The 24979-nt window shown below is 57.1% G+C and carries 24 protein-coding genes and 4 pseudogenes; 8 read left to right on the forward strand and 20 right to left on the reverse strand.

All coding sequences use genetic code 11. The annotated features are described in order from the left end of the window. The coding region (locus tag C3Y91_RS23520) for a thiamine phosphate synthase (RefSeq protein ID WP_168575849.1) at positions 1-559 on the forward strand (559 nt) is incomplete at its 5' end. 284 nt (positions 560-843) lie between these two features. Beyond that, positions 844-1083 (forward strand): 30S ribosomal protein S21, encoded by a 240-nt coding sequence (gene rpsU, locus C3Y91_RS23525; protein WP_003554884.1) that lies wholly within the window; start codon positions 844-846, stop codon positions 1081-1083. Positions 1084-1274: 191 nt separating this feature from the next. On the opposite strand, the gene C3Y91_RS23530 is transcribed toward rpsU, so the two are convergent. From C3Y91_RS23530 to C3Y91_RS23550, 5 genes and pseudogenes are all read right to left on the reverse strand, one after another. Continuing rightward, positions 1275-2009, reverse strand: coding sequence for an SDR family NAD(P)-dependent oxidoreductase (locus C3Y91_RS23530; protein ID WP_018486496.1), 735 nt, complete (start codon positions 2007-2009; stop codon positions 1275-1277). 215 nt (positions 2010-2224) lie between these two features. After that, complete coding sequence (locus tag C3Y91_RS23535; RefSeq protein ID WP_018517623.1) at positions 2225-3178, reverse strand: hypothetical protein; 954 nt, start codon at positions 3176-3178, stop codon at positions 2225-2227. Positions 3179-3217: 39 nt separating this feature from the next. Beyond that, complete coding sequence (locus C3Y91_RS23540) at positions 3218-4078, reverse strand: nucleotidyl transferase AbiEii/AbiGii toxin family protein (protein ID WP_018486494.1); 861 nt, start codon at positions 4076-4078, stop codon at positions 3218-3220. Beyond that, the gene (locus tag C3Y91_RS23545; protein WP_168575850.1) at positions 4075-4902 is read right to left on the reverse strand and encodes a type IV toxin-antitoxin system AbiEi family antitoxin domain-containing protein; all 828 of its coding nucleotides are present in this window, start codon (positions 4900-4902) and stop codon (positions 4075-4077) included. Before C3Y91_RS23545 ends, C3Y91_RS23540 begins: the two co-directional genes overlap by 4 nt. Positions 4903-5250: 348 nt before the next feature. Further along, positions 5251-5618, reverse strand: a pseudogene (locus C3Y91_RS23550) (DDE-type integrase/transposase/recombinase); the annotation flags it as partial. A 72-nt stretch (positions 5619-5690) separates the two neighbouring features. Between C3Y91_RS23550 and C3Y91_RS38720 the strand changes: the two are divergent. Then, a pseudogene (locus C3Y91_RS38720) lies at positions 5691-5805 on the forward strand (IS6 family transposase); the annotation flags it as partial. A 137-nt stretch (positions 5806-5942) separates the two neighbouring features. On the opposite strand, the pseudogene C3Y91_RS23560 reads toward C3Y91_RS38720, so the two are convergent. Beyond that, a pseudogene (locus C3Y91_RS23560) lies at positions 5943-6113 on the reverse strand (transposase); the annotation flags it as partial. A 77-nt stretch (positions 6114-6190) separates the two neighbouring features. Beyond that, positions 6191-6391 carry a hypothetical protein gene (locus C3Y91_RS23565; RefSeq protein ID WP_028744322.1) on the reverse strand — a complete coding sequence of 67 codons (201 nt, stop codon included), beginning with the start codon at positions 6389-6391 and terminating at the stop codon, positions 6191-6193. Between the two features lie 701 nt (positions 6392-7092). Here C3Y91_RS23565 and C3Y91_RS23570 point away from each other — a divergent pair. Continuing rightward, positions 7093-7496: pseudogene (locus C3Y91_RS23570) on the forward strand (AraC family transcriptional regulator); the annotation flags it as partial. Positions 7497-7652: 156 nt separating this feature from the next. Here C3Y91_RS23570 and C3Y91_RS23575 read toward each other — a convergent pair. From C3Y91_RS23575 to C3Y91_RS23625, 11 genes are all read right to left on the reverse strand, one after another. Beyond that, entirely contained in the window at positions 7653-8729 is a 1077-nt protein-coding gene (locus tag C3Y91_RS23575) for a GlxA family transcriptional regulator (RefSeq protein ID WP_062940376.1), read from the reverse strand. Positions 8730-8734: 5 nt separating this feature from the next. Further along, positions 8735-9040 carry a hypothetical protein gene (locus C3Y91_RS23580; RefSeq protein ID WP_131603357.1) on the reverse strand — a complete coding sequence of 102 codons (306 nt, stop codon included), beginning with the start codon at positions 9038-9040 and terminating at the stop codon, positions 8735-8737. A 13-nt stretch (positions 9041-9053) separates the two neighbouring features. Further along, complete coding sequence (locus C3Y91_RS23585) at positions 9054-9779, reverse strand: CbtA family protein (RefSeq protein WP_064249224.1); 726 nt, start codon at positions 9777-9779, stop codon at positions 9054-9056. An 11-nt stretch (positions 9780-9790) separates the two neighbouring features. Beyond that, the gene (locus C3Y91_RS23590; RefSeq protein WP_018484460.1) at positions 9791-9979 is read right to left on the reverse strand and encodes a CbtB domain-containing protein; all 189 of its coding nucleotides are present in this window, start codon (positions 9977-9979) and stop codon (positions 9791-9793) included. A 60-nt stretch (positions 9980-10039) separates the two neighbouring features. Continuing rightward, entirely contained in the window at positions 10040-10366 is a 327-nt protein-coding gene (locus tag C3Y91_RS23595; protein WP_168575851.1) for a nitrile hydratase accessory protein, read from the reverse strand. Positions 10367-10377: 11 nt separating this feature from the next. Then, positions 10378-10995, reverse strand: a complete 618-nt coding sequence (gene nthA / locus C3Y91_RS23600; protein WP_018484462.1) for a nitrile hydratase subunit alpha — start codon at positions 10993-10995, stop codon at positions 10378-10380. Positions 10996-11023: 28 nt separating this feature from the next. Continuing rightward, positions 11024-11767, reverse strand: a complete 744-nt coding sequence (gene nthB, locus C3Y91_RS23605) for a nitrile hydratase subunit beta (protein WP_018484463.1) — start codon at positions 11765-11767, stop codon at positions 11024-11026. A gap of 26 nt (positions 11768-11793) precedes the next feature. Then, positions 11794-12294, reverse strand: coding sequence for a DUF1097 domain-containing protein (locus C3Y91_RS23610; protein WP_131603355.1), 501 nt, complete (start codon positions 12292-12294; stop codon positions 11794-11796). A gap of 45 nt (positions 12295-12339) precedes the next feature. Next, positions 12340-13314 carry a CobW family GTP-binding protein gene (locus tag C3Y91_RS23615; RefSeq protein ID WP_131603353.1) on the reverse strand — a complete coding sequence of 325 codons (975 nt, stop codon included), beginning with the start codon at positions 13312-13314 and terminating at the stop codon, positions 12340-12342. 646 nt (positions 13315-13960) lie between these two features. Further along, positions 13961-15583 carry an MFS transporter gene (locus tag C3Y91_RS23620; RefSeq protein ID WP_168575852.1) on the reverse strand — a complete coding sequence of 541 codons (1623 nt, stop codon included), beginning with the start codon at positions 15581-15583 and terminating at the stop codon, positions 13961-13963. Between the two features lie 14 nt (positions 15584-15597). Beyond that, positions 15598-16425 (reverse strand): alpha/beta fold hydrolase, encoded by an 828-nt coding sequence (locus C3Y91_RS23625; RefSeq protein ID WP_131603349.1) that lies wholly within the window; start codon positions 16423-16425, stop codon positions 15598-15600. A 264-nt stretch (positions 16426-16689) separates the two neighbouring features. On the opposite strand from C3Y91_RS23625, the gene C3Y91_RS23630 reads away from it, so the two are divergent. Beyond that, positions 16690-18042 (forward strand): sigma-54 interaction domain-containing protein, encoded by a 1353-nt coding sequence (locus C3Y91_RS23630; RefSeq protein WP_131709743.1) that lies wholly within the window; start codon positions 16690-16692, stop codon positions 18040-18042. A gap of 82 nt (positions 18043-18124) precedes the next feature. Here C3Y91_RS23630 and C3Y91_RS23635 read toward each other — a convergent pair whose 3' ends face one another. Further along, positions 18125-18958: a trans-sulfuration enzyme family protein gene (locus C3Y91_RS23635; RefSeq protein WP_246734995.1), complete on the reverse strand. Its 834-nt coding sequence runs from the start codon at positions 18956-18958 to the stop codon at positions 18125-18127. A 591-nt stretch (positions 18959-19549) separates the two neighbouring features. Between C3Y91_RS23635 and C3Y91_RS23640 the strand changes: the two genes are divergently transcribed. The 3 genes from C3Y91_RS23640 to C3Y91_RS38605 are packed head-to-tail and all read left to right on the forward strand — an operon-like array spanning position 19550 to position 21879. After that, positions 19550-20491: a Rossmann-fold NAD(P)-binding domain-containing protein gene (locus C3Y91_RS23640; RefSeq protein WP_131709742.1), complete on the forward strand. Its 942-nt coding sequence runs from the start codon at positions 19550-19552 to the stop codon at positions 20489-20491. A gap of 16 nt (positions 20492-20507) precedes the next feature. Further along, positions 20508-21542: an ATP-grasp domain-containing protein gene (locus tag C3Y91_RS38600; RefSeq protein ID WP_343227738.1), complete on the forward strand. Its 1035-nt coding sequence runs from the start codon at positions 20508-20510 to the stop codon at positions 21540-21542. After that, positions 21466-21879, forward strand: a complete 414-nt coding sequence (locus C3Y91_RS38605; protein WP_343227739.1) for a hypothetical protein — start codon at positions 21466-21468, stop codon at positions 21877-21879. Before C3Y91_RS38600 ends, C3Y91_RS38605 begins: the two co-directional genes overlap by 77 nt. Positions 21880-23181: 1302 nt before the next feature. Here the strand turns inward: C3Y91_RS38605 and C3Y91_RS23650 are convergent. Further along, positions 23182-24969, reverse strand: a complete 1788-nt coding sequence (locus tag C3Y91_RS23650) for a hydantoinase B/oxoprolinase family protein (RefSeq protein WP_077987996.1) — start codon at positions 24967-24969, stop codon at positions 23182-23184. Positions 24970-24979: the final 10 nt, after the last annotated feature.

The raw sequence follows: 24979 nt of genomic DNA on the forward strand, positions 1-24979 counted from the left end.
GCTTGGCGTCAAGCTGGTGCAGTTGCGCATCAAGGATCGTCCGGAGACTGAACTACGCGCCGAGATCCGTCGCGCAGTAGCAGTCTGCGCTAAACATCAATCTCAGCTGGTCGTCAACGACCACTGGCGGCTTGCGATCGAGGAAGGTTGCGGCTTCGTACACCTCGGCCAGGAGGATCTTGCGACAGCGGACCTCGACGCGATCCGAGCGAGTGGCCTGAAACTCGGCCTCTCAACGCACGACGAACGCGAGCTGGAAACCGCACTGGCAGCGAGGCCTGATTATATCGCACTCGGTCCGGTCTACACGACGATCCTCAAGCAGATGAAATGGGCGCCGCAAGGGCTGACGCGGCTGAGCGAATGGAAATCGCGCATCGGCGACCTGCCTCTGGTCGCCATCGGCGGGTTGAATGTCGAACGGATCGAAGACGCCCTTGCTCACGGGGCGGATAGCGTCGCGGTCGTGACCGACATCATGCGGCATGAAAATCCGGAACTGAGAACAAAGCAATGGATCGTCGCGACAGCGCAGGCGAGAATCCACAATCTTCAATAGGTCCTCAGGAAGCCATTGGCAATGGATTGTAAATCAGCAGATCGCCACGGAAATGGCACCATCAAAAAATCGGAGTTTGAACAATATGGACACCGAAAGCTCACCGGTCTTCAAAGGATATGAACTTCTGACCCATCAACCGCTGGCAAAGCTTACCTCTAGCCCATTCGCGATCGTGCCATGAAACAGTGACGACAAAGAATTTAGGCAATCGGCCTTCCAAGCCTTGCTCGTAAAAGCACATGGATCTAATGAGGCGCGTCAGTGATCCTAGGGAGTTTAGAATGCAAGTTTTGGTACGTGATAATAACGTTGAGCAAGCGCTCCGTTTTTTGAAAAAGAAGTTGCAGCGCGAGGGCGTTTTCCGGGAGGCTCGACTTCGGGAGCGTTTTGAAAAGCCGTCCGAAAAACGTGCTCGTGAGAAGGCCGAGGGTATCAGGCGCGTCCGTAAACTCGCTCGCAAAAAGCTTGAGCGGGAAAGCGGTATTTCGGCCCCAAAGAAGGCGAGAGCTTCTGGTCGCTAGTGGGGATCGAGTGACGGATGTTTCGTCTGTCGAGGGTATGACGGCCGAGGGCGTACGTTATCGACCGTGATCCGGCCTCCACCCAATTCCCGCTCGCTTGGCGGCTCCGCGCCAATACGGCTATCTGCGCACAGCGTTAAGTTTACGGTGCCCGCCGATCGCATTCCACTACCGCCCCTCCCCTCGGCAGATCAGACATGCTGTCCGCCGTTGATGTGGATTTCGGCGCCATTGATGTACGAGGAGGCGTCACTGCATAAAAAGTATATTGTTTCTGCCACTTCGCGGGGCGTTCCAAGCCGAGCCATCGGGACTTCTTGCTCGACCAATGCGTTGGTGCCCGGCGACAGGATTGAGGTTTCGATTTCGCCTGGAGCGATCGCGTTTGCACGCACACCACGCGGGCCGAACTCATGGGCGAGTTCGCGGGTCAAGGAAGCGAGGCCCGCTTTTGACGCCGCATACGCAACGCCCGCAAAAGGATGAACGCGCGAGCCCGCGATCGAGGTCACATTGACAATGAGACCCTTGGCCGCCTCAAGCTCCGGCAGGAGTGCCCGCGCGAGCAGCGCCGTCGAGATCAGATTGACGTTCAGCACTTTCGTCCAGGTTTCAGCATCGGTTCCGCGAACGCCCAGCCTTGATCCGCCCGGGCCTTTGGGCGAAATGCCGGCATTGTTGACCAGTGCGTGAAGCTTCCCATCAGGAAGACGCTCCCTAACCGCTGCGACTAGCGGGCCGACCTGAGAGAGATCTGCAAGATCAGCCTGTATGTGACTCTCCTTTGCTGTCGGCCAGGCGCATTCCTCTGAAAATGGCTGTCGCGACACTGTGAGGATGCGCCAGCCTTTCTCCTGAAATAACTTTACAGTTGCGTGGCCAATCCCGCGGCTTGCGCCTGTCAACAGCATGTATCCGGTTGCCATAAGACCCTCATACATCTAGATGTATCATGCCTCATAAATGAGAAAGCGTTTGGCGCAAGATGTACGTTTGCCTACGCTCAAATATTATCGCATCGACGTCCACACAGACGTCATTCAGCAGCAGCTACACTCACATGCGCAAGGATGACTCGTCCACCCTGATCGATGTCGTCCATGATTGCCCGCGCCGCCCCCTCCCCCGATATCCAGTCTCATTACTTGCGTACGAGCGCTGGGTGATCAACCGGCACCCAGCGGCCATCTTGGTCGTGTGAGATGCTCGCGTAGCTTTGTTCTGGTGTCCATTCCGGCGTCTCGGCAAACTGGAAAAAAGAGCTCAGATCCGAGTGACCACCCAAGCCGATCGACGGGGTATATTGAGCTGCAAGCATAATCACACATGCGGCGACGGCGTTGAACGTGTGTTCGAGCCGCGCGTCACTGAATTGTGTTTCTCTATCGTGTTTGACCCGGTTATAAGCGTCGTACCAGGGGAGAGTCTTGGTGGGATCTTGAGAATTCCACCCGGCGAAGGGGCGAATAGGCGTTAGCCACGGATAGGGACGAAAGCCGACCGCATACTGATCGAGGCGCATGACCGGTAGCAACCGCACATAGTCGTTCGTGTTGAGTTTCTGGCCCGACCTACCGTTCGCGACCAGGACCCCCCGCCAATGCGCTTCGACCTCGGTCGCTGCAAGGATCAGCAGGTTGCGGATTTCGTGACCGTAAACACCCAGCGTTTCGGTATGGGGATGGACGGTTTGGCAGATGCGATCGAGATGATGCGTCAGAGCGCGCGCTTGACCAGCACCTACGGCAATCGTGTCGCGCTCTTCGCCGGCGCCGGGGTTTTTAGGATGGGCGAAGCTGCCATTTAGCGGCCTGGCGATGCGACGATAGTAGTGAGCTGGCGGGAGATCGAGGCGATGAAACGGCCCGGTCTCGGGTCCGCCAGGAGTAAACCAAGGAGTGTCTTCTCGAAATGCCGCCCAAATCGAGGCCCGTTTGCCCCTTTTAATATAGGTCCCCGCGCCCTGCTCGGGATTGGAAACACCCAGCCTCACTGCCTCAGAGTCTTGGATACGCCACACCTGCGTCCCGGACCCATCATTGTCCTGGCGAAGATAGTGCGTCGGCGGCTCCTCTTCTCTCGTTCCGTCGCTCATCCCAGGCCACCCTCGACGTCATCGTTCCAATTCATATCTCTACACCACGCCGAAGCGCTTGCGCATTTCAGCGGTGCGTAACCACGTGTCACCGGGCAAGCGTTCGATGAATGCCGCAAAAACGCTAGTAAATGACTGGAGGGTCGTTTGGTCGGTCAGCGCTTCGGCCTGCTGTGTCGGAAGCAATGGCTGCATGTCGGTCAGAAAGCGCGGCCGGGCAAGCTTCGCGAACATCCGTTGCTCAGCTTGTGCCCGCGTGATGACCTGGCCCGAAAGTGCGACGTAGCGGCCAAAAAAGTCAGCCACTTTCTCCACATTCAGGCCCTCAAACGTCTCTAGGCCATGCGCCAGGTCATAGAGATCGCGACCCTTCTCCCGCTGCAGCAGCGCGCGCAGCTTGGTGGCCAACATTTCCTCACGGGAGAATGTCGGGACGGACGCATTCCCGGTGAACCATGGATTGGTCACGCCGAACGGCAAGTCGATCGGCGGATCATACGCTTCGATCTCGCTGATGTTGGTTTCGACCTTGAGGCGGATGGGGACGCCGCCGCCGTCCTCGGCCTCAATCCGGAATTTCAACTTGGGTGCGACCGGACTTGACTCGTACTGACCGTGTCCAAGCCACGGCTCGAGGACGACACGCAAGGCGTCCAGGACCGGGCCGATCGGCCCGGCCTCTGTGCGCACGAGATCAATGTCTTCCGAGTAGCGCAGCGGAGCCGGGAAGTGCAGTTTGTTGAGGGCTGTGCCGCCGCGAAACCTCAAGGCTTCGCGCAAGAAGGGGTCGGTGAATATCGCGACCACCGCCCGGCTGATAATCAGATCCTGTTCGATCTGACGTTGATCGGCCCAAGGCGCGACATTGCCCCACGCGACAATATTCTGAGCTGGTATCATTCATCGGCCTCCGGATAGCGGCGGACGATGACCCGCCAACGCGGGTCGCGCTCGAGCACTTCAGTAGAAAAGTCGGGATCGCCGGCTTCTTTGCGGTCCAGCTCCGTCCAGGGCAGGTTGCCGCGGTCTTCCAAGGCGATACGCATCGACGCCAGGCGTGGGCCGTGACCCAGCCTGTCGAGAAGGTAGCCGAGGCGCTGCACGACCGGCCGTTCGGTGACGCGCGACAGGTTGGTCAGGCTTTCGAAATCAAGCTGCGGCGCGATATCCCTGAGGACAGTGAAGATGTTATCAAGACCGCCGGCGCCACGAGAATACCGCAGAATGTCGAGCGCTGTGAGAGCTGGTGACGACACTCTCATCGAACCTGTCTCGGTTTTCTTGTCGACAACGCCCGCGGCGACGGTCTCCATATCCTTTCGGTAGTAGAAGACGACGCGGTTGCGACCGGCCCTGATCTTGGGGAGCCGTTTGGCCGACACGACTTGAAACTCCATCACGGCCTGATGCGTGGCACCGTGCAGTTCGGCTGCCTTAAGCAGACCGACATAATAGGAATTCCCCTCATGGCGCATCAGCGCGTCAATGTACCAGGTTGGTGGCGGAGCGCCCAATGACATGAATTGTGGAGGGACCACGATATAGAAGTCGTGGCGCGGGTTGAGGAGTAGTTTTCGACGCTGCAAACGCTCGGCTGAGTCCAGGAACGCGCCACGATTGATGCCCAGCGCTTCGATCGCCTCTCGGCCATCAAAAACCACCCGCCCCTGGGAGAGCAAGTTTGATGTATAGGCGGAAAGCGCGGCCCGTTTATCGTGAATCATGTCCAATTATCCGCTCTATGTGCAGACATTGCAACACGTTTTGTTTGCATGGGTAATTCATGTTCAAATATCCGCGCTACATGCGGATTTTCCAACATGATTTCTCTCCATAGCTTGCAAATCCAGCCGTTGCGCGGACCTTCGCTTTGCGCGCCGGAAGGGACTCCTCGCCAAAGCGAAGGGCGACGCTGCGCATGCCGAATTTCAATTCCGTGACGCGGGCTATTTCCTGAGCCGTCAGACGCTCGTTCCCTCAAAAGGCCAGGCATGGCCCTATGGCGTGAAAAGCTCTTCGCCGGGCGTTGTCACGTTGTTTGAATGTGGCCACGTAGGCCGAGCCTGCGCTTTTCAGGCAGGCCGTGCACTCACGGCTTCCCACGCGGCCATTGCCTGGCGTCGATGGGTTCGAATTTGTGCTGCGGAGCGGTTGGTCTGGGATGGGATGGGACGAAGAGGTTTCGGACGGCGGAGAAGATCGACACGAAATGTTGCAATGAGCCAACCGACCGGAAACCCTGTCGCGTTCGCTCCCGTTTTCTCAACGGCAGGTGAGAATTCTCCGCCCGGTTGTTCAAGCCTTTATGCGAGCGGTGTTCCACGTTCGGCATGACCTGGCGTTTGGCCGCCCCGTAGGAGCGCAATTTGTCGGTGATCATACGCTTTGGCGGCATGCCCTGTTTCTTCAGAAGTCGCGTCAGCAGGCGCTTGGCCGCCTTGTCGGTGCACTCACGGTCATGGGTGCGCTGCTACCTCAATTTCCTTACCGCTCAATCAATGTGACAGTACCCTCTCATCAACCCGTCCGACGGCGGGAGAGGATCATGAAGCGCTTCAAGTCAGCGCGACACCTTCAGCGTTTCGTTTCCGTACACGACCCGATCGCCAACCTCTTTAACGTTCCCCGCCACGGTATTCCATCCACCCACCATCGAGAATTGCGAGCAACTGCCATGCAAGCATGGCGCCAAATCGCGCCACGCCGAATGAACCAAAGCCTCACTCCCAGATCTTGTCTTCGCAGCGTTAAGTTTACAGTGCCCGCCGAGCCGTTCGGGCAGGTCACGCCAACGACCGCCGGAACGGGCCACCCACAACAGCGCGTCCAGGAACAGCCGGTTGTTCGTGCGCGGGCCGCGTTTGCCCTTCGTGCCGCCCGGCACACAATCCTTGATCCGTTCCCACTGGTCATCCCGAAGCGCATCACAATCCACGGCCATATCCAAAAGTCAGCCTTGAATCTGATTTGCGCCTCCGGCGGAATCCCAAACCGTTAAATCGTCACCACGACCTAATTCGGTCGAAGCCTTTTGGTCGCAATCAGCATGACGAGATCTTCGGAGGCATCTGCGAGCGCCAGTGCCAATTCCGCAGCCGACCATCCACGTTTCTGCAAACTGACGAGCATTTCTACCATCGCGACTTCGACTTCTCGTCTGCAGCTCGAAATCGGCTTCAATTCGATATATTTCTCATCACATGCCGTGGTCATCTTAGCCTCCGCTCTGCCATATGAAAGGCAGCGTAAACAATTTCGACAATGGGTGGATATGGTAGGGGTTGCATGCAAGCCTCAAGCCATTACGCATCGACACAGATTGCCTCGGCTGCGCGCAACCCCTCGCGCGCCACTATTTGCCGATGTCCGGCATCAGGAGCGTCTCGCATGAATCTGCACAATAGGCGGTGGAATTCTTCCCGGCGCCTGAGCGGGTGCACGCAGAATGATTCCTGTTGCAAGCCAACGCTTGCGCAAAGCGCGCAAGAACAATTCTCCGATAGTTCACGACCTATCCTCCTATTTTTGCATGTTTTGTTTTGAACAAATATCGTTTTATGTTGCCGGCGCCCCGAAACTACATTGCACCGGCAGCTGCGTATTTTGGAATTTCCGAACTTCCTTCGGAATTAACCACTACTCATTTAGATATATGAACAGGACGTAATTGTCGTTATCGCCGCATCCTGAAAATTATCGGTCCGTCCATTTCTGCTCACCAGGGAATATGATAAGTAGCTTATGCACGTAAAGCTTTAGCCAATTCGGCTTTTGTACGATGGCTGCGCGGTTCAGCCGCGAAAACGATTGTTTGCTTCAGTTTCAGCAGCCCGGATCGGCTTATGCACTGGAGGAATTGGATGGTTACGGAGTCTGGAGATGACCCCGCTGCGGGACAGGAATGACCGGCGCACCTGGAGCGGCGGCGCTGGTGCCCTTGCGATTTTCGACGCATAACCTGCCACCGAAAGAACAGTTCCAGTCCTGGCGATCACATATGGCGCCGCTTGTGGATGTTCATCTGCCGGATGGAAAATCAGAGGGCGACGGTTTTCTTGCGGAACAGACCGGATGGCATCTCGGCGATATCCTCATCGTTCAGCAGCGCGCGCAGGCATGCAGCTATATTCGCGATCAGGCCATGCTGCGATCGAGCCCAATCGATCACTGGAACGTCGGCGTAATGCGCAGCGGCAGGGCGTGGACCGAGGCCAAACGGCATGTAACGGCGACCCCAGGTGAGGTATTTTTCAGGTCTCTTGGTTATCCTTACCGCGGGCGGATGACCGATTCAGTCGCTGTGCTCGTCTTCTTGCCGTAGCTGCTTGATTGTGACCCGATGCACTCGGACGTGAAGTGCGTCGGCTTAGACTTCGGCGACAGAATCGTCCCGCCGCCGAACACCCTCCAGCTTATAGAAGCCGCGGCCATCGCCAATTTCGTAGCAGAGAAATTCAATGCCACAGACGCAAACTCAAACCGCTCGCGCTCCTCGCCCGCTGACCGCGCCCGGATGGGAGGTAGCTAACGCTATCTCCATCGCGAGAGCCCTCCGCGGGTGCCCTTTAGCATCGCCAATAGGCATGGTTTGCGATGGCTTCGACGATGTCTGGAAACGGCTCCTGTAGTCATTCGGACTTACGCCGATGGTTTTGGCGAAGACCCGGCGCATAGCATTCACGTCCGCGAAGCCGCAAGTGGTAGCGATCCTCAAGAGCGGCTGCGTGGTGTCCTGCAGCAGTCGTCTCGCAGCGTCCGTGCGGGCGGCTGCAACGAATTCCGCTGGCGTGAAGCCGAGCTCCTTACGGAAGACCCGAGCGAAGTTCCGGGTGCTCATGCCGACCTCGTGGGCAAGACTCTCCACGTCGAGGTCGCGGTTCAAATTCGACAAGACGTACTCCTGGGCCTTCTGGATCAGGGTCGTTTCCGACATCTGGCCGACGAGATACGCACTGAACTGCGACTGTCCGCCAGGTCTCTTCATGAACATGACCATGTAGCGCGCAACGATCATTGCGGTGTCCTTGCCATGGTCTTCCTCGACGAGCGACAATGCGAGATCGATACCTGCCGTGACACCGGCAGCCGTTATCAGAGAACCGTCGCGCACGTAGATGGCGTCGGCATCCAGATCGATATCGGGATATTCGTCGCTGAACTTCGCGGCACATTCCCAATGCGTGGTGACCCTTTTTCCGTCGAGAAGACCGGCGGCGGCGAGCAGGAACACTCCAGTGCAGATCGATCCGAACCGTCTGGCCGTCGGTACTCGACGCTGGAGCCACGCGATGACGGCTGGGTCGATTTCGAAGAAGGCCGGGTCGCCTGCTACGAGTAGGGTGTCGATATCCTCGTCCTCATCGAAGATTGTCCGATCGGCCATGAACCGCAACTGGCCCGTTCCCGCCACGGAAGGGGCGCCAGTCGACATGATTTGGATATCGTAAGCGTCCATGTCGCCCAATCGTCTTGCCGCCTCCCAGAAGACCTCGGCGGGACCAACGATGTCGAGTGACTGCACGCCGGGTGGCGCGAGGATGACGATTCGCATGGACTTTAGTCTCCTGGTTTGTCATTCGCCAAATTGGTCATGCAAGATCGCTGCCAGTCCCCGCGCGTCAGGATGTTTCGGATCTGCCTGCTGTTGAGGTGGAAGTTACATCCCTCATGCACATCTCCATTGTCGATCTTCGCCTTGGCTGCCGCCTCAAACGCGACGCTGTTCTGTTCGTAGAACTCGATGCAGTCGTGCCGCTTTGGGGGTTTGAGCAACATTGCGCGGAATGCTCGGCGATGCACGATGCAATTGCCACCATTTCCGGCGGCAAACTGCAGCGCATCGAGGTCGTGCCTCCAGATCATATCGTTTCGTTGCTCACGTCGTGCGTTCGAAGCGGTTGAAGAGTGTCCCGCTCAACGAGCCCAGGAGCGCCCAGAACAAGAGGCTGGTCATGACCGCCGCGGCAACGAATTGATGCTCGAGAGCTTCCGGTGCCAGCGCGTGCATTCCTTGCGGGGCCGCAGGCGCGCCGATCAGATGAGGCGCGGCGATCAGCGCGATGGCAACCAGGGCCGCCCATGGCTTACGCTTGAATGAAATCAGTCCGATACCTGCAGCAGTTGCAAGGGCGGTTCCGATCCACCAGAGTTGCCGGTCACCAAGCGGAGCGGAGGGTGTCCCTGGCAGCTCCGGCGGCAGACCCAGCATGGGAGCGATCATGACACATGCGAACCCTGCCAATCCCCAAAGCAGGCCTTCGCGCCACGTCACCGGTTTTCCGCGCATCGCGATAAGGCCACAAAGCGCCAGCGCATATCCAATCGCGGTCAGCATGTTGGCGGCCACCGTGAACGCCATTCGTTCAAACCCGTCTGCGGGTTCCCAGGCGCCTTCTTCGTGATCGTGACCAGCGTCATGGACGTGGGCATCCACCATGGGGGACGTGGTGATCGCCTGGGGCTCCACTTCGCCCGCTTTTTCGTAGACCTCCGCCTTGGCGATCAACTGGCTTGTGCCGGCAAACTGAACCGCGCTTACCGACACACCAACGATGACGCCGGTAAGGGCAGCGGTAAAAACGATGGAGCGAAACAAAGACATTTTAGAGGCCCTCAGTGGCAAGGAAACGCATTGGCATGACGGGTGTCATGCGCTGCGTTGTGAACGATCTCGATATGGGAAAACCCTACAAAGCCGACGATGATCGCGCCAAAGCACAAGGCCATAGCCGCCTGAAGAATTCTGGCTGCGGAGTTCGCTATGATGGGCGTCGAGATGGTTGATGTTGCGGATACTGACATTTTTCGTACCTTTCGAGACGGGCGGCGTGCCCTTTGCGACGTATCTGTTGATGTTTTTGATCAGGCCGCGAGCACGGCCCCGATCTCTTCGGGGTCGATGATGCCAGCCTTGACGACTGCCTTCTCAAGCGCCGCCAGGAACTGGTCGTAGTAGTTCCATGTCGAGCGATCGACAGGATGGGCATCCTCCCAGGCCTTGATCGTCGAGATGAGTTCGTCGCGAAAATCATCCCATTCAAAAATGCCGTTCTTGGCGAGCGCCATGGCCATTCCGAACGAGGACCGCTCCCATTGCGAACCGAAGCAGAGAGACCCGTTGGCGCGAGGCGGATTGTCGGTCTTCCCCATCATCTCGGTGATTGCGAAGTGCTCGAACTGAGTCAGCATCGTCGACGGCCTCACGCGGCCTTGGCGATGGCGACGCCCATCATAGCCTCGGGAGTAACGAGCGCCTCAAGCTCCGCTTCCGTCATTCCTTCTGTGCCAACGGGACGTTCAGGAACGACGAACCAGCGGATCTGCGCACTGGAATCCCACACCTTGATTTCGATGGCCTCGGGGACCGGGAGTCCGAACTCGCCCAGAACAGCGCGTGGTTCGCGGGCGGCGCGGCTGCGAAAGGTGGGATCCTTGTACCAGTAGGGAGGCAGCCCCAGGACCGGCCAGGGATAGCAGGAGCAAAGTGTGCATATGATAAGGTTGTGCACATCCGGCGAGTTCGCGACGGCACGCATATGCTCACCCTCGGCGCCTGCCATGCCCTCGGGCAGATTGAGTTCGGCGATCGCCGCAGGTGTGTCTGTCACGAGCCGATCTTTGAAGGACGGGTCAACCCAGGCTCGGGCGACGATCTTTGCACCGTTGAAAGGTCCCATCTTCGTTTCGAAGAAGTCGAGGACCGTGTCGACGGTCTTGTCCGTTATAATACCCTTTTTGATCAGCAGGGCTTCGAGAGCCTTGACCCGCGCGGCGCTGTAGGCTTCGCGATCCTCGCGATATTGAAAGCGGTCGATCATGTGATGTGTGCTCCTATTGGATGGCGGGTCAAGCAGCCTGTTTGGCAGATGCTGCCGCAGGCGCTTCGACGTAGTGCGAATACAGATCGGCGTAGAGACTGAAGTTTTTCTCAGTGTTGCCGGGCCAGAGGTCTTCCGGTTCGAACCGAATGCAGTAGACGGGCATTGCAGCGCCGATTCCGTCTGTCCCCGTATCGCAAAGGTAGACGTAGGCTCCGTCATAAACCGTCTCGACGGTACCGCTCTTGTTGCGAAGAAAGCCTGGAAGTCTGGTGTGCTCGATGGAGGGAACGTTCTTGATTGAAACCAAGTCGCCGACCGCGAAATCAAAAGACACATTGGTGTCGCGCTTCGGGCTGTCGCCTTCGACGAGATATTGCACCACCCGGTTGTCGATGGCCGCGTCGCCGGCGGCCGGAACCGACTTCGACGGATCGCTATAATATTCTTCCGTCAACGCGTCGAGTTCGTCCGCGGTGATATATTCGTTGTCGATGAAGTAGCCGGAGATGCCGCCGAGCCATTTTTCGTAATAGCGGAATTTGAAATAATCGAACGGGTTCAGGGATTCGGCACCCTTTCGAAGGTCCGCCCATGTCCAAACAGTCGTGAATTTGGACGGTGTCGGGGGAAGTGGCAGTTGCGAGGAAAGCGCCATCATCGCCGTATGGATGCCGAAGATGCGGGTTTCCCAGGTTTCGACGAAAACGCGCGTCTCGGTACTCACAGGGCCTAGACCCTCAAGTCCGCCCAGATAGTGTTGCAGTTTCATGACGTTGTCCTTTCTGCGTTACGGAATTAGGCGGTGACCGGCTTCTTGGCCGCCAGGAGATTGGTGCCCATTTCGGAGAGCAAGCCGAAGACGCCTCCAAGCAGCATGGCGGCCATCGCGACGAGTGTTGGATGATTGATGCCCGAGGTCACAACGGTGGTGTTGGTGGCGGCCGTCGTGCCCACGAAAGAGGCGAAACCAAAGACGATCGCTGGTGTGAAGCTCAGGATCGGAATGGAGGAAGCGAGCACCATTGCCGACGTGCCGAGACCAACCAGGATGGCAGCGAAGATTGGATGGGCTGGTGCAAACTGGATGATCAGGAGCGTGATCGTGGCGATGATGATGCCCGTCCAGTTCGAAACAATGCTTTTGATTAGTCCGCGCTGGCCACCGCCACAAGCGAAGAAGGAAGCCCAGGCGATGAACGTCACCCAGACGGGAACGGGAAATACGGTCGCGGTAATGTAGGTATCGATCGCGCCCAGGACGCCAAGGCTGATCATTGCGGCAACGAGAGGGGGCATGTTCTGTCTCCTTGATGGACAAGTGGCATTTCCGGAATGAAGGGGTCAGGAAGCGAGTGCATGAGGCTTGGCAAGGCAGCTTCTGAAGCCCTCGCGCAAGCCACCTTCGTCGAGATTGCGACCGATAAAGACCATGTCGCTAACGCGAGCCTCGAAGGGCTGCCACATCTTGCCTGGGCGTCCTTCCAGGGTCATATGGACGCCATGGAAGACGTATCGCCGCGCCTCGCCTGCGAAGTTCAATACGCCCTTCATGCGGAAAAGATCGGTACCGATCTCCTGGACAAGTCGGGTGAGCCAACCGTTGAGAGCTACCGGGTCGAGAGCCCCGTAGTCGCGGATGGCGACGCAGCCGATGGTCTGGTCATGCTCGTGGGCATGTTCGTCCAGGATGTTCGGATCGATCGCCAGAATGTTCTTGAGGTCGAAGGCACCGATCCCCAGGACGTCCGCCAGTTCCACGTCGCAGGAACTTGTGCGGATGATCCGGGCCAGCGGGTTGCGCCTCGTCAGGTCCCGTTCGATTTCGATCAAACGATATTCATCTTCAAGATCGATCTTGTTGAGCAAGAGGACGTCGGCGAAACTGATCTGCTCGACCGCCTCCTCCTGCGAGAGTTGGCGCGATATGTGACGCGCGTCGACGACTGTCACGATCGCATCGAGCTCAAGCCTTGCCGATAGAACCTCGTCGAGAATGAACGACTGTATGACCGGGGCGGGGTCGGCGAGCCCCGACGTCTCGATTATGAAATGGTCGATTGGTCGTCCAGATGCGAGCAGGCTGCGGATGGCGGCGATAAGATCGTCACGGACCGTGCAGCAAATGCACCCATCGTTAAGTTCTACAATTTCATCCTTGGTCTGAACGACGAGCTGTCCATCTATCCCGACCTCCCCATACTCGTTGACGATGACGGCGACACGCTCAGTGCTTCCCAAAGTCAAGATCCGGTTCAGCAGGGTTGTCTTTCCCGCGCCCAAAAACCCCGTCAGGATTGTCGTTTTCAACTTCGACATTGCCGCTTGCTCCGTGTTTGCATAGCTTCGCCGTCCCGCTTAACGCGAGTTCGATCTCAGCCAATTCTCGATTTTAGAGGTACTATTACTGGCGAGCCGCTAGGCTTGCTTAAGCCGCATTACAGGTAAAACCGGCCAATTGCGCAATAGGGCCAAGGCATGCATTTCCGGCCAAAATAACAGCAGAAACCGCCAAAATTTCGTACTTTACCGCGGCTGCTGCTTAAATAAACCGCATGCTTAAAACGTGGGCAGAGTATGATTTTATTGTAGTCAATTTCAATGAGCTCCCGTTTTTATCCTGGAATGGTCCCCAGATTCGCAAAATTCCATTTACCCGCTTTAGCTGACCGTTGGCGCAACAGGCCGGGGTCCTGGTGTGGCGCGTGTGGCCAAGCCTAAACGTGTCGCCCGATCATCGGCCCGGAGATCTCGGGCGCACTTGCGATGCACGGTGTCGATCTCAGCGGTTCAGCTTGTCCTGATGATGATAATCTGCAAGCTACGATTTCTTCGGACTGTCATGCCCGTCCAGTGACAGAAAAGTCCGGACAAGTGCCCGGACTTTCGATGCGCTTTTCAAGGCAGTGGGGCGGGAGCCATATTCACCGAAGTCCCCTGCGCGGGGCGCCCCTAGGTGTAAAGATTATGTGTTCAGATCGCGCCCCCGCGTTTCCGGAAGGAGAAGTGCGCCAATCACTGCCGTCAAACCGGCAAAGGCTACCGTGTACCAGAGACCGCCGAAGATATTTCCTGTCGTGAGCACAACTGCCGTTGCCACGAAAGGCGCAAATCCACCGATCCATCCATTGCCGAGTTGCAGGGCAACCGAAACACCGCTGTACCGTATCCGAACGGGAAAGAGTTCGACCAGAAGCGCCCCGAGCGGTCCGTAGACCATTGTCGCCAGGAAGACCAAGGCAAAGAGCACGAGGACGACCATGGGACCATTCGGCTGGACCGGGGCATTTGCCGCCGGCATCCCCACTCCCGTCAGGGTGGCAACGAGTTCGCCCTCATTCAGGGTTTTAGCCTCGCCACCGTTGATCTGGATTCGGAGAGGTTCTGCGTCGACCTTCACGGTGTAAGGAACGGCACGCCCAGTCAGCAGCGCCTTCACCTTCTGGCATTCCGTCGTTGCCTGCGGCCGGAACAATTGTCCGATAAAGGACTGGTCGTGGTTGCAGTCATTGCCCACCAGTACCACTGACGTTTTGGCGCGGAACTCTGTCAGCACAGGATTGCCATAGGTCGCCAGTGCTTGGAAAAGCGGCATGATCAGCAGGGCCGACAAGGCGCATCCCGTCACGACGATCCACTTGCGTCCGATCCTGTCGGAAAGCCAACCGAAGAACAGAAAGAACGGGGTGCCGAGCGTAAGGGCAACGAGCATGTAGAAGTTTGCCTGATCCTGGGTCAGCTTTAGTATGGTCGTCATGAAATACAGGCTGTAGAAATGGCCCGTGTACCAGATGACCGCCTGCCCCGCGACGACGCCGAAGATTGCCACCAGCACAAGGCGCAGGTTCTTGCGGTCACCCAAGGTCTCGGCGATCGGGTTCTTCGAACCTTTCCCCCGCGCCTTCATTTCCTGGAAGACCGGCGACTCGTGCAGCTTCAGGCGGATATAGAGCGACAGGATCAAAAGCAGGATTGAACCAATGAAGGGTATCCGCCATCCCCAACTCGCAAAATCCTCCGCCGACAACGAGGACCGGCAAAGAACGATCACGATCAGCGACAAGAATAAACCAAGCGTTGCTGTGATCTGAATCCAGCTTGTCGTGAGCCCCCGCCGATCGCGGTCGGAATGCTCCGCAACGTAGGTCACCGCGCCCCCAAACTCGCCGCCAACCGCCAAACCCTGCAGCAGGCGCAGCCCGACCAGCAAAGCCGGTGCCGCCCAGCCGATGGAATCGTATGTCGGCAGCAGACCGATGGCCGCCGTGGCAAGACCCATGACCAGCATGGTTACAAGGAAGGTTTTCTTCCGGCCAACAAGGTCACCGAGCCTGCCAAAGACGATTGCACCAAAAGGCCGAAGGACGAAGCCCGCGCCGAAGGTCGCCAGCGCTGCGAGCAAGGCGGCCGTCTCGTTGCCCTTCGGGAAGAACAGCGTACTGAAGAAGGCGGCAAGGGAGCCGTAGATGAAGAAGTCGTACCATTCGAAAACGGTTCCGAGCGCGGCCGCAAAAACGGTCCGTTTCGTGTTGCGGTCCAGATCGTGCGCTTTTGGCTTGATCTGTGAAGTCATCTCTTGAACAGACATGTGAAGCCTCCCACTCAAACGGTTTGACGCGAGAGGCCTGTGCCGCTCGACCGAGAAAAATGACTATCGCAGTCCTTGAGAAAGCTCTCGAGGACATGGTTGAAGACCTGCGGCTGCTCGAGCATCGGGAAATGACCCGCGTCCGCTATAACCTCAAGCCGGCTTTCCGGAATACCCTCTGCGAGAACAACGGATTCTCCGGGTGGCGTGATGATGTCCTCAGTGCCGACCACGACCAGCGTGGGGACGCCGATATCGTGAAGATTGGCCCGGCTGTCCGACGCATTGAGTGAGGCGATCGCCTCCCGTGCAACAAAAGCCGGCGTTTGGGTAACCTCTTGTCTTGCAAATTCGACAAGGTCTCTGCCGGCTGTACGGCCGAACGAGCGCTCGATGACATTCTGGCTCGCCTTGACAACGCCGAGGTCATCGATGGCCTTGAGAACATTGTCGACATTGACATCCGCGCCAAGTCCGTGGGGCGTTGCCCCGACAAGCACAAGCGCGAGGACACGCTCGGGGTGGGACAGGGTAAAGGTCTGCGCCACCGTTCCTCCCATTGAGAGGCCGACGAGAATGGCTTCGTCGATTTCGAGTGCACGATAGACCGCCAGGATATCATTTGCGAAGGCCGCGATTGTGTAGCTGCGCCCCTCCGGTCGTGGCGATACACCGTGTCCTGGAAGATCGATGCGGATGACCCTGTAACGGGACGAGAACGCCTCAATTTGCTCCCGCCAGAATTGGGCTGTGGTCGTGAACCCGTGCACGAACACAAGCGGCAAACCGGCGCCCGACACGTGCACAACCGTATCGCCGATTGTCTTGGTTTCGATATGCATTATTTCTGCTCCCCTTTAGGTTTTTACACCGTAAGCATCGCAAGGGGCGGGCCAGTTGGCGGTTTTGGAGGGTCGCCATTGCTCAACGAGCTGGAAACATGAGCAAATTTCGAAGGTTCCTCGCCGCTCGACAAAAACTTGCCCGTCAGTCTCTCGCATATATCGTCACCTAATAGAGACACATATTGTCTCGCTTTAGAGACGACTAGTCGGTAGAGTGATCGTGACGTAATTTCATCGGGGTTCCAACCAGGTCAGGCTGAGATGACGCTTCCGGAATGGTTCGCAGGTTCATCGGAAGAAGCCGGGTTTCTCCGTCTCGTGCTCGATCATGTCTCAGACTGCCTCGTCGCGGTCGATACAGCCGGGACAATCGTCCTGATCAATGAGCCCTACTGCCGGCTGCTCGGCGGTGAGGCCGACGAATTCCTGGGGCGCCACATAACCGATGTGGTTGGGCCACAGACCAAGCTTCATTTCGTTGCACGCGGGATCGGCACCCATGTCGGTCATCCGCTCGAGGTTCGCGGCCATAAACTGGTAACGAAGCAAGTTCCCGTGCACCGGGACGGCAAGATCATCGGTGCGGTAGGCCTTGCCCTCTTCTCTGACTATGATGCCCTGAAGAAGACCTACAGCCGCATATCGAAAGCGGAACTCGCCATTCCGCAACGTCCCAGAGCGTGGCAATCGAAGTTCAGCCTGAATGACATCATCGGCACGGGTGAGTTGATGGATTCCTATCGTGACGCCATCAAGGTGGCCGCTGCGTATGATTTGCCTGTGATGATTTGTGGCGAGACCGGCGCGGGCAAGGAACTGGCCGCGCATGCCCTTCATGCACTGTCGGACAGGCGTAGTGGGCCCTTTGTGTGGGTCAACTGCGCGTCCATTCCCAGCGAGCTGATTGAAGCCGAGCTCTTTGGATACGAAGGCGGTGCTTTCACGGGCGCTCGCAGCCAGGGCAAACCGGGCAAGTTTGAGCTTGCCACAGGCGGCGTGCTTTTCCTGGACGAGATCGGCGACATGCCGCTCGCCCTTCAGGGCAGTTTGCTGCGCGTTCTGCAGATGAACGAAATCGTACGTGTCGGCGGTACCAATCCGGTCAGTATCGACTTGGGTATCGTCTGCGCGACCAATAAAGCTCTTCTTGACCTGGTGAAGGTGGGCCGCTTTCGTGAGGACCTGTATCACCGGCTGAATGTTTTGCCGATCACCGTCCCTCCCCTGCGGCATAGGGGCGATATCCCACACCTTGCCGAGTGCTTGCTTGCGCGCATCGCAGGTCGGCTGGGTAAGTCCACACCAAACCTGACCGATCACGATCGCAATCTGTTGATCGGATACGCGTGGCCGGGAAACGTGCGCGAGCTCGAAAACGCGCTGACGCGAATGATCATTACCGGGACACTCGCCATTTCTGTCCAGGAGGTTTCCTCAACCCCGGCTGAGCCAGACGCGACGCAGCCACTCAAAGACAGGATACGATCCCAAACGGACGCGGAGATTCGTGCCGCTCTGAAACAAACGCGCGGTAACAGGAGCCGTGCGGCTGAATTGCTCGGCATCAGCCGGGCCCACCTCTATCGCCTTCTCAAGGAGCCGGACGTAAAATAGCTTGCCTTCAAGGAAGTCGCCCCGTTTTCAGCTGCAAACAATTCCCCCCGCTTTGGCTCGCGTGGTCGGGCAGGACAAACGCTCAGCCGAAATCCAGAGCCTCCAGGATGTCTTCGATAAGATCCTCGGCATCCTCCAGGCCGACGGAGCAGCGGATGACGTCATCTCCAAGCGCGTCGCAAAGGCCGCCTCCTGAAAGGGACAGGTGGCGGGTGCTGGTGAGGCGGGCCGAATGGCATATGAGGCTGCCGACCTCTGCCAGATTGACGCCCGACTGTATAAGCAACAGTCTGCTGATCATCGCAGTGGCACCATCCCTGCCTGCACGAAGGCCGAAAGCCAAGATTCCCGAGCCACCTGACATCTGCCTGCGAGCGATGGAATGGTTCGGATGAGATGGAAGAAAGGGATATCTCACCCACGCCACCGCCGGATGGGTTTCCAATGTCAGCGCGATCGCATGGGCGGCGGAACTGTGCCGGTCCATCCTGAGAGCAAGTGTTTTCACGCCACGAAGGATGAGGAACGAAGCCTGCGGTGAGATCACGGTCGCCTCAGGAAAACGAAGGTTGGTTTCCCGCAGTTTGTGAATGATTGCGGTGTCTCCCAGCAGGGCACCGCCGAGTGTGTCGCCATGACCGTTGATGTATTTGGTAAGCGATTGCAGGACAATATCGGCGCCGTGCTCAATCGGGCGCTGCAAGGCTGGCGAAGCGAATGTGCTGTCAACGACGATCTTGAGGCCGCAGGAACGACCGCATTCTGCGATTGCAGCAATGTCGAGAATGTCGCCAAGAGGATTTGTCGGCGTATCAAAATAAATGAGACGCGTTCGAGGCGTCACCGCACGGCAGATGTTTGCAGGAAGCGACAGGTAACGCTCCGTCGCTACTCTCCGGGCGAAAGCCGGGGCCAATTACGACAGAACATGTCGGCGACCCTACAAAACCCTCCGTACAGCGACAACGAAACACGTTCAATCTCTAGAGGTTACCGGCGCAACCTGATTGGCACGAGTAGTGCTCAGAGTTAGCCGGGTCCCTAAAGCCCGAATCTGATTGGGAGCTTAAACGACTATGCACATCGTGGTCTGTATCAAACAGGTGCCGGACTCTGCGCAGATACGCGTCCACCCGGTGACAAATACGATCATAAGCCACTGCCGTCGAAGGTATTCTCAGCCGACGATTCTTCTATGCATTGGCCTTGCAACTTCGCATCGACCCGCTGCGGAGTTTAAGGTCCCTCTCTCTTCGGAATCAGTCAATTGGCACGACGATCAGAAAGACCGTTGTGACCAGCAATCGAAAATGAGGAGTGATTATAACGCAATACCTCAGCGCCGCGCTGATCCCAGCCAAAGCTTCGTCGTCAATCGCAAGGGCGATCCGGTACCTAAGATTCCAGCACGGTGGCTCTGCAAGTCGCCGCTCGGAGAGGTGCACAGGAGGCTTCCGCGAAATTCCGGACAACCCGAAAGCCACATACAAACGTCAGGAGTAGGGCTATGAACGAAGTTGTTGGCCATTACGTAGATTACGAAATGACTTCACCCCTTCAAATGGCACGGCACTCTGCGCAGATAAAGCCATTGGGTGTCGATCTCGCAAGACGTGGACTTCTTTTGCTGACGACTTGTTTACGAGTTGAAGTTTATGGCGAAAAGTTCGACGTCGAAAGCACGGACATCGAAGTATTCCGTGGTTTTCCACACAAGGTTGTTGAAGGACCAAACGCTGTCGCCCAGCGATTAGCAGAGATCTCCTCAGGTGCCAAATCCCAGATCCTTGGGGAGCCCTACATTCAAGAGCAACTTTCGAAAGCTGTGGGACTGCTTGATCCGGACCTTCGGATTTGCCGCATCGCGCGATTAGCAATTGACGTGAGTTGCGGGTCACGCGAGCGGCAGCGCTTCACGGCACCATTCAACTACGATCGAATTGTCTACGACATGATTGCGGAGCAGCTTGCGGGTTCAGTTGTACCTGATCGCCTTTACGTGATCGGCGCCGGTATGCTCGGCCGCGAACTTGTCAGTACAGGCCCGGGAAAAATGTTTCGCTCAACTGTCGTCGTTACGCGGAATCCTAAAAATCTTCGCAAACGTCTCGGTTCCAGGTCAAAAATAGGAGTCGACATGATGCGTCCAGGAGAGATCGGGTGCAAACCGGAACCGCATTCCGCCGTTGTCATCGCAACCGCTGACGTAAACGCAGAATACCAAGCTGTTCTTCAAGACGCTCTTCTACGGCTGGCACCGCGGATTGTAATAGACCTTTCGTCAATCCCGGTGTTGCAGGAAGCCGCAGTTGCGAGGCTCAACTATGTGACCATGTACGATCAAAAGTTTCTCCAGCGTATAGCGGAGAACAACAAATATCTTATGTCCAAGCTGCCGCAGCTTCAATCCGATATCCAGACCAGACTTCTGGCGGGGGGCATACCATGACTGAGACTTGCAAATCATGCCACTCAATGATCGGAGAAACTCGATCGGTACACGTGAACCTCTGCATCCGGAGAAATGGCTGCAGAAACCGGTTTTCTTTGGAAACCGTCGCGGACGCCCAGATAAAGCTCGCACGTCAAAGGTCACCACGATGAAAAGAAAAGCACTCATCCTCGTTGAAGGTTCGAGGAATAATGGTCAACTGTATGTTCACGCGGCACAACGCCAGGGACTTCATCCAATTACGCTGGCCACTGATCCAACCGACTATCACTACATTATTGCGGAAAGCAGTGAGGCGATAGCGGTTGATACCGAGGATTTCCATGCGATGTTGCATGAATGCCTCAAGCTAACTGCAACCTATGATATCGCCGGAATTACGGGTTTTACCACTCGCGGCGAATCAATCTATGTGACCGTCGGAAAACTATGCCAACACTTCAATCTGCCGGGCCCCGATCCTGAATGTGTCGAACGGTGCTCTGACAAACTCGCTCAACGTCAACTCCTCATGCAATCCGGTTTACCGGTTCCAGGTTTCCGGCGGGCAACTAGTGCAACAAGCGTGAATATGGCAGCCACCGACATAGGGCTGCCGGTTATTGTTAAGCCAGCAATGGGCAACGGCAGCAGCGGTGTCCGGTTATGCCGCGATGCGGGCGAGCTCGCCGAACATACGGCCCACCTGCTAGGAGAGACGATCCCACGGCGTTCTTCGCAAACGATTCTTGTCGAGGAATTCGCAGAAGGCCCTTTCTACGACGTCGTAACAATGGGAAATGAGGTTGTTGCAGTCGGTTCCGGCTACTTCGGTCCCCCACCGCATTTTGTCCCCTACCAGAGTATTTTCCCGGCCCAGCTGACCGAGGAACAGTATGATCATATTTCGGATATCTCATTACGATGCCTGCAAGCACTAGGTCTTGGCTGGGGCCATCGAATTGCTTTGGACGAAAAGCGGCCCCGTCATAATGGAAGTCAATCCACGTCTTCCAGGGTGGACCACTCCACGGCTGATTCAGCTTGCCCACCGTGTGGACATCATTGAGCAGCATATCAAGTGCGTGATTGGAGAAGAGTGTGATCACCCCATAAGACAATCCCGCGCTTCGGTAGCCCAATTTTTAGCGCCCGATTGCGACGGCACGCTAGCCCACATCCGCGGTATCGACCTTGCCGCCGCTGTACCAGGAATCGCTGAGGTCGCCTTCTATGTTGAGCCCGGTGTTTCCCTTGTCCGGAGAGGCGATTGCTCGGATATAATCGGACATATTATCGCCAGCTCGGCCGACCTCACTAGGGCTGAAGCGATCCTTCGGCGTTCTATCGACTTAATAGATTGGGAGGTCACACCGGTGGGTAAGGGGAAACAGCTTGGGACTTGACCTGCATACACAGCCCCTTCTGTGATGTCTGATATGCAATAGACCGTAGTTGCTCTTTTAGGCACCGATAGCACCAATGAGCCACGCGCCAGCTTTGCCTGGGGATATTGGCTCCCGGTTCATGGCTGGCGCGGCGCTCGGCGTAACGGCAACCGCCTAAATCATGCGGCGAGCGAAAGCGTTGCAATTGGCAGACAATGCAGAGGTCGGGAACGACCGCGTCTTTGGGATGACGAAAAAAGCTAGACATTGTCATATCTCTCGGTCGGGGAGGTGCATGTCCTTCACACTCATGGGCCGCGGTTTTCCGTCGGCCCTTTTTTCTTTACCAAAATACGTCGCACGGTGTTGAAGGCATTAGAGAAAAGCGGGGTCGAAGCCCCGCGGCTCGGCTACTCAAGGCTGACATCTGGGCAGTCGCGGCTTGTCTATCGAGTTGGCGGGCTGCCCGAGATCGTGCTTGAGAACCGCGATGACGACCCAGTCATTGAGATGGCGACATTCGAATTCCTGCCTGTCGCGCACATGAGACTGACGGCCGTTCAGTGTGATGCCCGTGACGCGCTCGTAGGCAGTAGGGGAATAGTCGCGAGTGTGCGATCGGCCAGCCGCCGCTCATAGCCGTTGAACAGCCGCGGGAAGGCATGGGCAACCTTCGCCCATCCACTATCCTTCCAATAAAACCCGTCGTCATCTGCCCCGTGGAGCACAGTACTGACTTCGTAGATGGCCCGCCAAAGGAATTGGTGGGCCCGATGTCCTCGATCGCCTATGCCGGCGGTTGAGCCTAAACGTCTTTGACGTGAGATTTGGAAGGACTTCTTCGTCACGCTGAACCGCCTGTTGACATGGGCGGAATGGATGGTGACACCACAGTTTTATTCCGGGATAGCTTATCCGCTTCTCGATCTCATGCCGTTCGAGAGCATCACTCCTAGCCACCCTCCTGATTGAGTTCCAGCGCCTACCTATAACCACCGGCTCTCCAACGTCACTCCTGATGATCTGCGCGATCATCAAGCGACCTCAGGTGCTGCACAGTAAGCTTTTTGGTCTCCCCGCCCGGCTTGGTGGCTTTTCTGTCCACACAGCCGGCCGCTACAAAATTCCAATTCGAGCACAATATTACCCCGCAGTCCATCAAGCGCTCTGTCTTCACTGAGGGCCGCGACTTTCCGACCTCATTTTTATCGCTTGAAGAAACGCGTTGTTACATCTCGACGAAGGAAAAAGCCGCGCCCAAGGCGCGGCAAAGTAGGCCCGCCGTTAGTGTGCGGGCCAGGGAAGTGATAAAGGTTGTTCTCAGATGGTCGCCAGAGCACGTCGTTTCTCGTCGGTGGCCCTCGCATCAACTTTGGAACCATCCCGGACGGGATAGCTGTCGAAGATAACCCCATAGACGTCAGCGGCCCTCTCCTCGGTCTCGTATCGTTCGAGGACATCGTCTAGCACGCGCTCGGGATCACGTTCCAACGGCGAACCGTACCCGCCGCCGGAGCAATCGATTCCGCGAACGGCATCACCTGGGGCCAGCTCGATGCGAGCTGCGTTAGTCAGCTTGGTGCTCTCACCGTTCTTACGGATGACGAAGCGTTCTGCACGGGCACCATCGAGACCACCCCGCACGCCCTTTGGTGGTTCTTCCTGACCATCGCCAGGGTACATTACGGTCATCGCGTCTGATTTAATCCCGAATTCGATTTCAGCGCTCGGCGCTCCACGGAAGCGCCCTGCCCCGCCCGTGCCTGGGATAAGAGCCAGACGCCGAACTTCCAGCGGATGTTTCAGTTCATCGATCTCGATAGAATCTCGATACATTAGACCCGCAACGACCGGGATGCCGTAGGTTATCCAACCATCGGCCTTTGGCGACGCCGGACCTCCGTTAATATTGAGATGGATTTGGTTGATGAACGGAGCACCATTAAAGCGCGGGTCTCGACCGGATACGACGGCCATACCGACGCCTGGGCCAACCGCCCCTTCGGCCAACCCCTGCCCATCCCCAAGCTGAGCGAATGCCGCCCCCGTGAGATTGATCATACGGTCCGACACGTTGGTTGTCGCGACCGAGCAGGAATGCGGGAACTTCGGGATGCCAGCCACCGCACCTTCGCGGAGATGGACGCGAACGCGGCGGAATGAACCCGCATTTTGCGGAACGTCGCTGTTCAAGCTGTTGAACAGACCGGCCAAGACGGCGGAGGTCGCTGTGGCTTCGCTCTGGTTGAGACCGCAATCGACGTTGTCTATATTGTCGCGAAGATCAATGTCGATGTAGGCCGAGTCCGGATCGACCATGACCTTCACCTGGAGCGGGATACCTTCAGGAAGGAATGGCATGCTGTCGTGTCGGCCATGATTTTCAAGTTTAGCCGCTGGAAGAGAACGGACGGCGTTGACCATGCGCTGCTCCGAATAATTAAGCCAGGATGTGATAAAAGTCTTGATCGTTTCCTTGCCGTACTTTGCACACATCTCTTTCAGACGACGCTCAGCGATGCGAGCAGAACTGATCCCGGCCATGAAGTCACCGTACCACTGCGATGGAACCCGGATGCGCTTTTGCATCATATTCACGACGTCGCCCACCATCTTGTAATCGCGCTGGATGCGTACGGCCGGGAAAATCAACGCCCCTTCTTCGTAAACGTCCTTAGCCATCGACATGTAGGTCGTCGGTAGGCTGTTGCCGCAATCGGCCTGGTGAGCCTTTGCAACTGCTGTAAAATGGTGCTCGCCCTCGAAGAACACAGGCACCATGAAAGCGTGGTCGGCAGCGTGAGTATTGCCGGAATATGGGTCGTTATGCAGATAGCAGTCGCCCTCGGCGATGTCCGGGTGATTGTCGCACATTACTTTGGTCTGCAAGTCTGTTCCGAAAATGTGGATCGGGAGGCCCTCAGCGCAGGCGAATAACTCGTTCGTGCCGGTGACGATAGCGCACGAGAAGTCACGGGCGGAGTTGATGACGGCGGATCGTGCCGTCTTCAGCATCGTATTGGTCATTTCTCGGACGATGCCATCGACCCGGTTGGCTAGAACTGCCGTTAGGACGGTATCGAGCTTAGAGTTATTAGTGTCGGTCATATCAGGCCTC

Source organism: Rhizobium ruizarguesonis (assembly GCF_012349115.1).
GTDB classification, from domain to species: Bacteria; Pseudomonadota; Alphaproteobacteria; order Rhizobiales; family Rhizobiaceae; genus Rhizobium; species Rhizobium ruizarguesonis.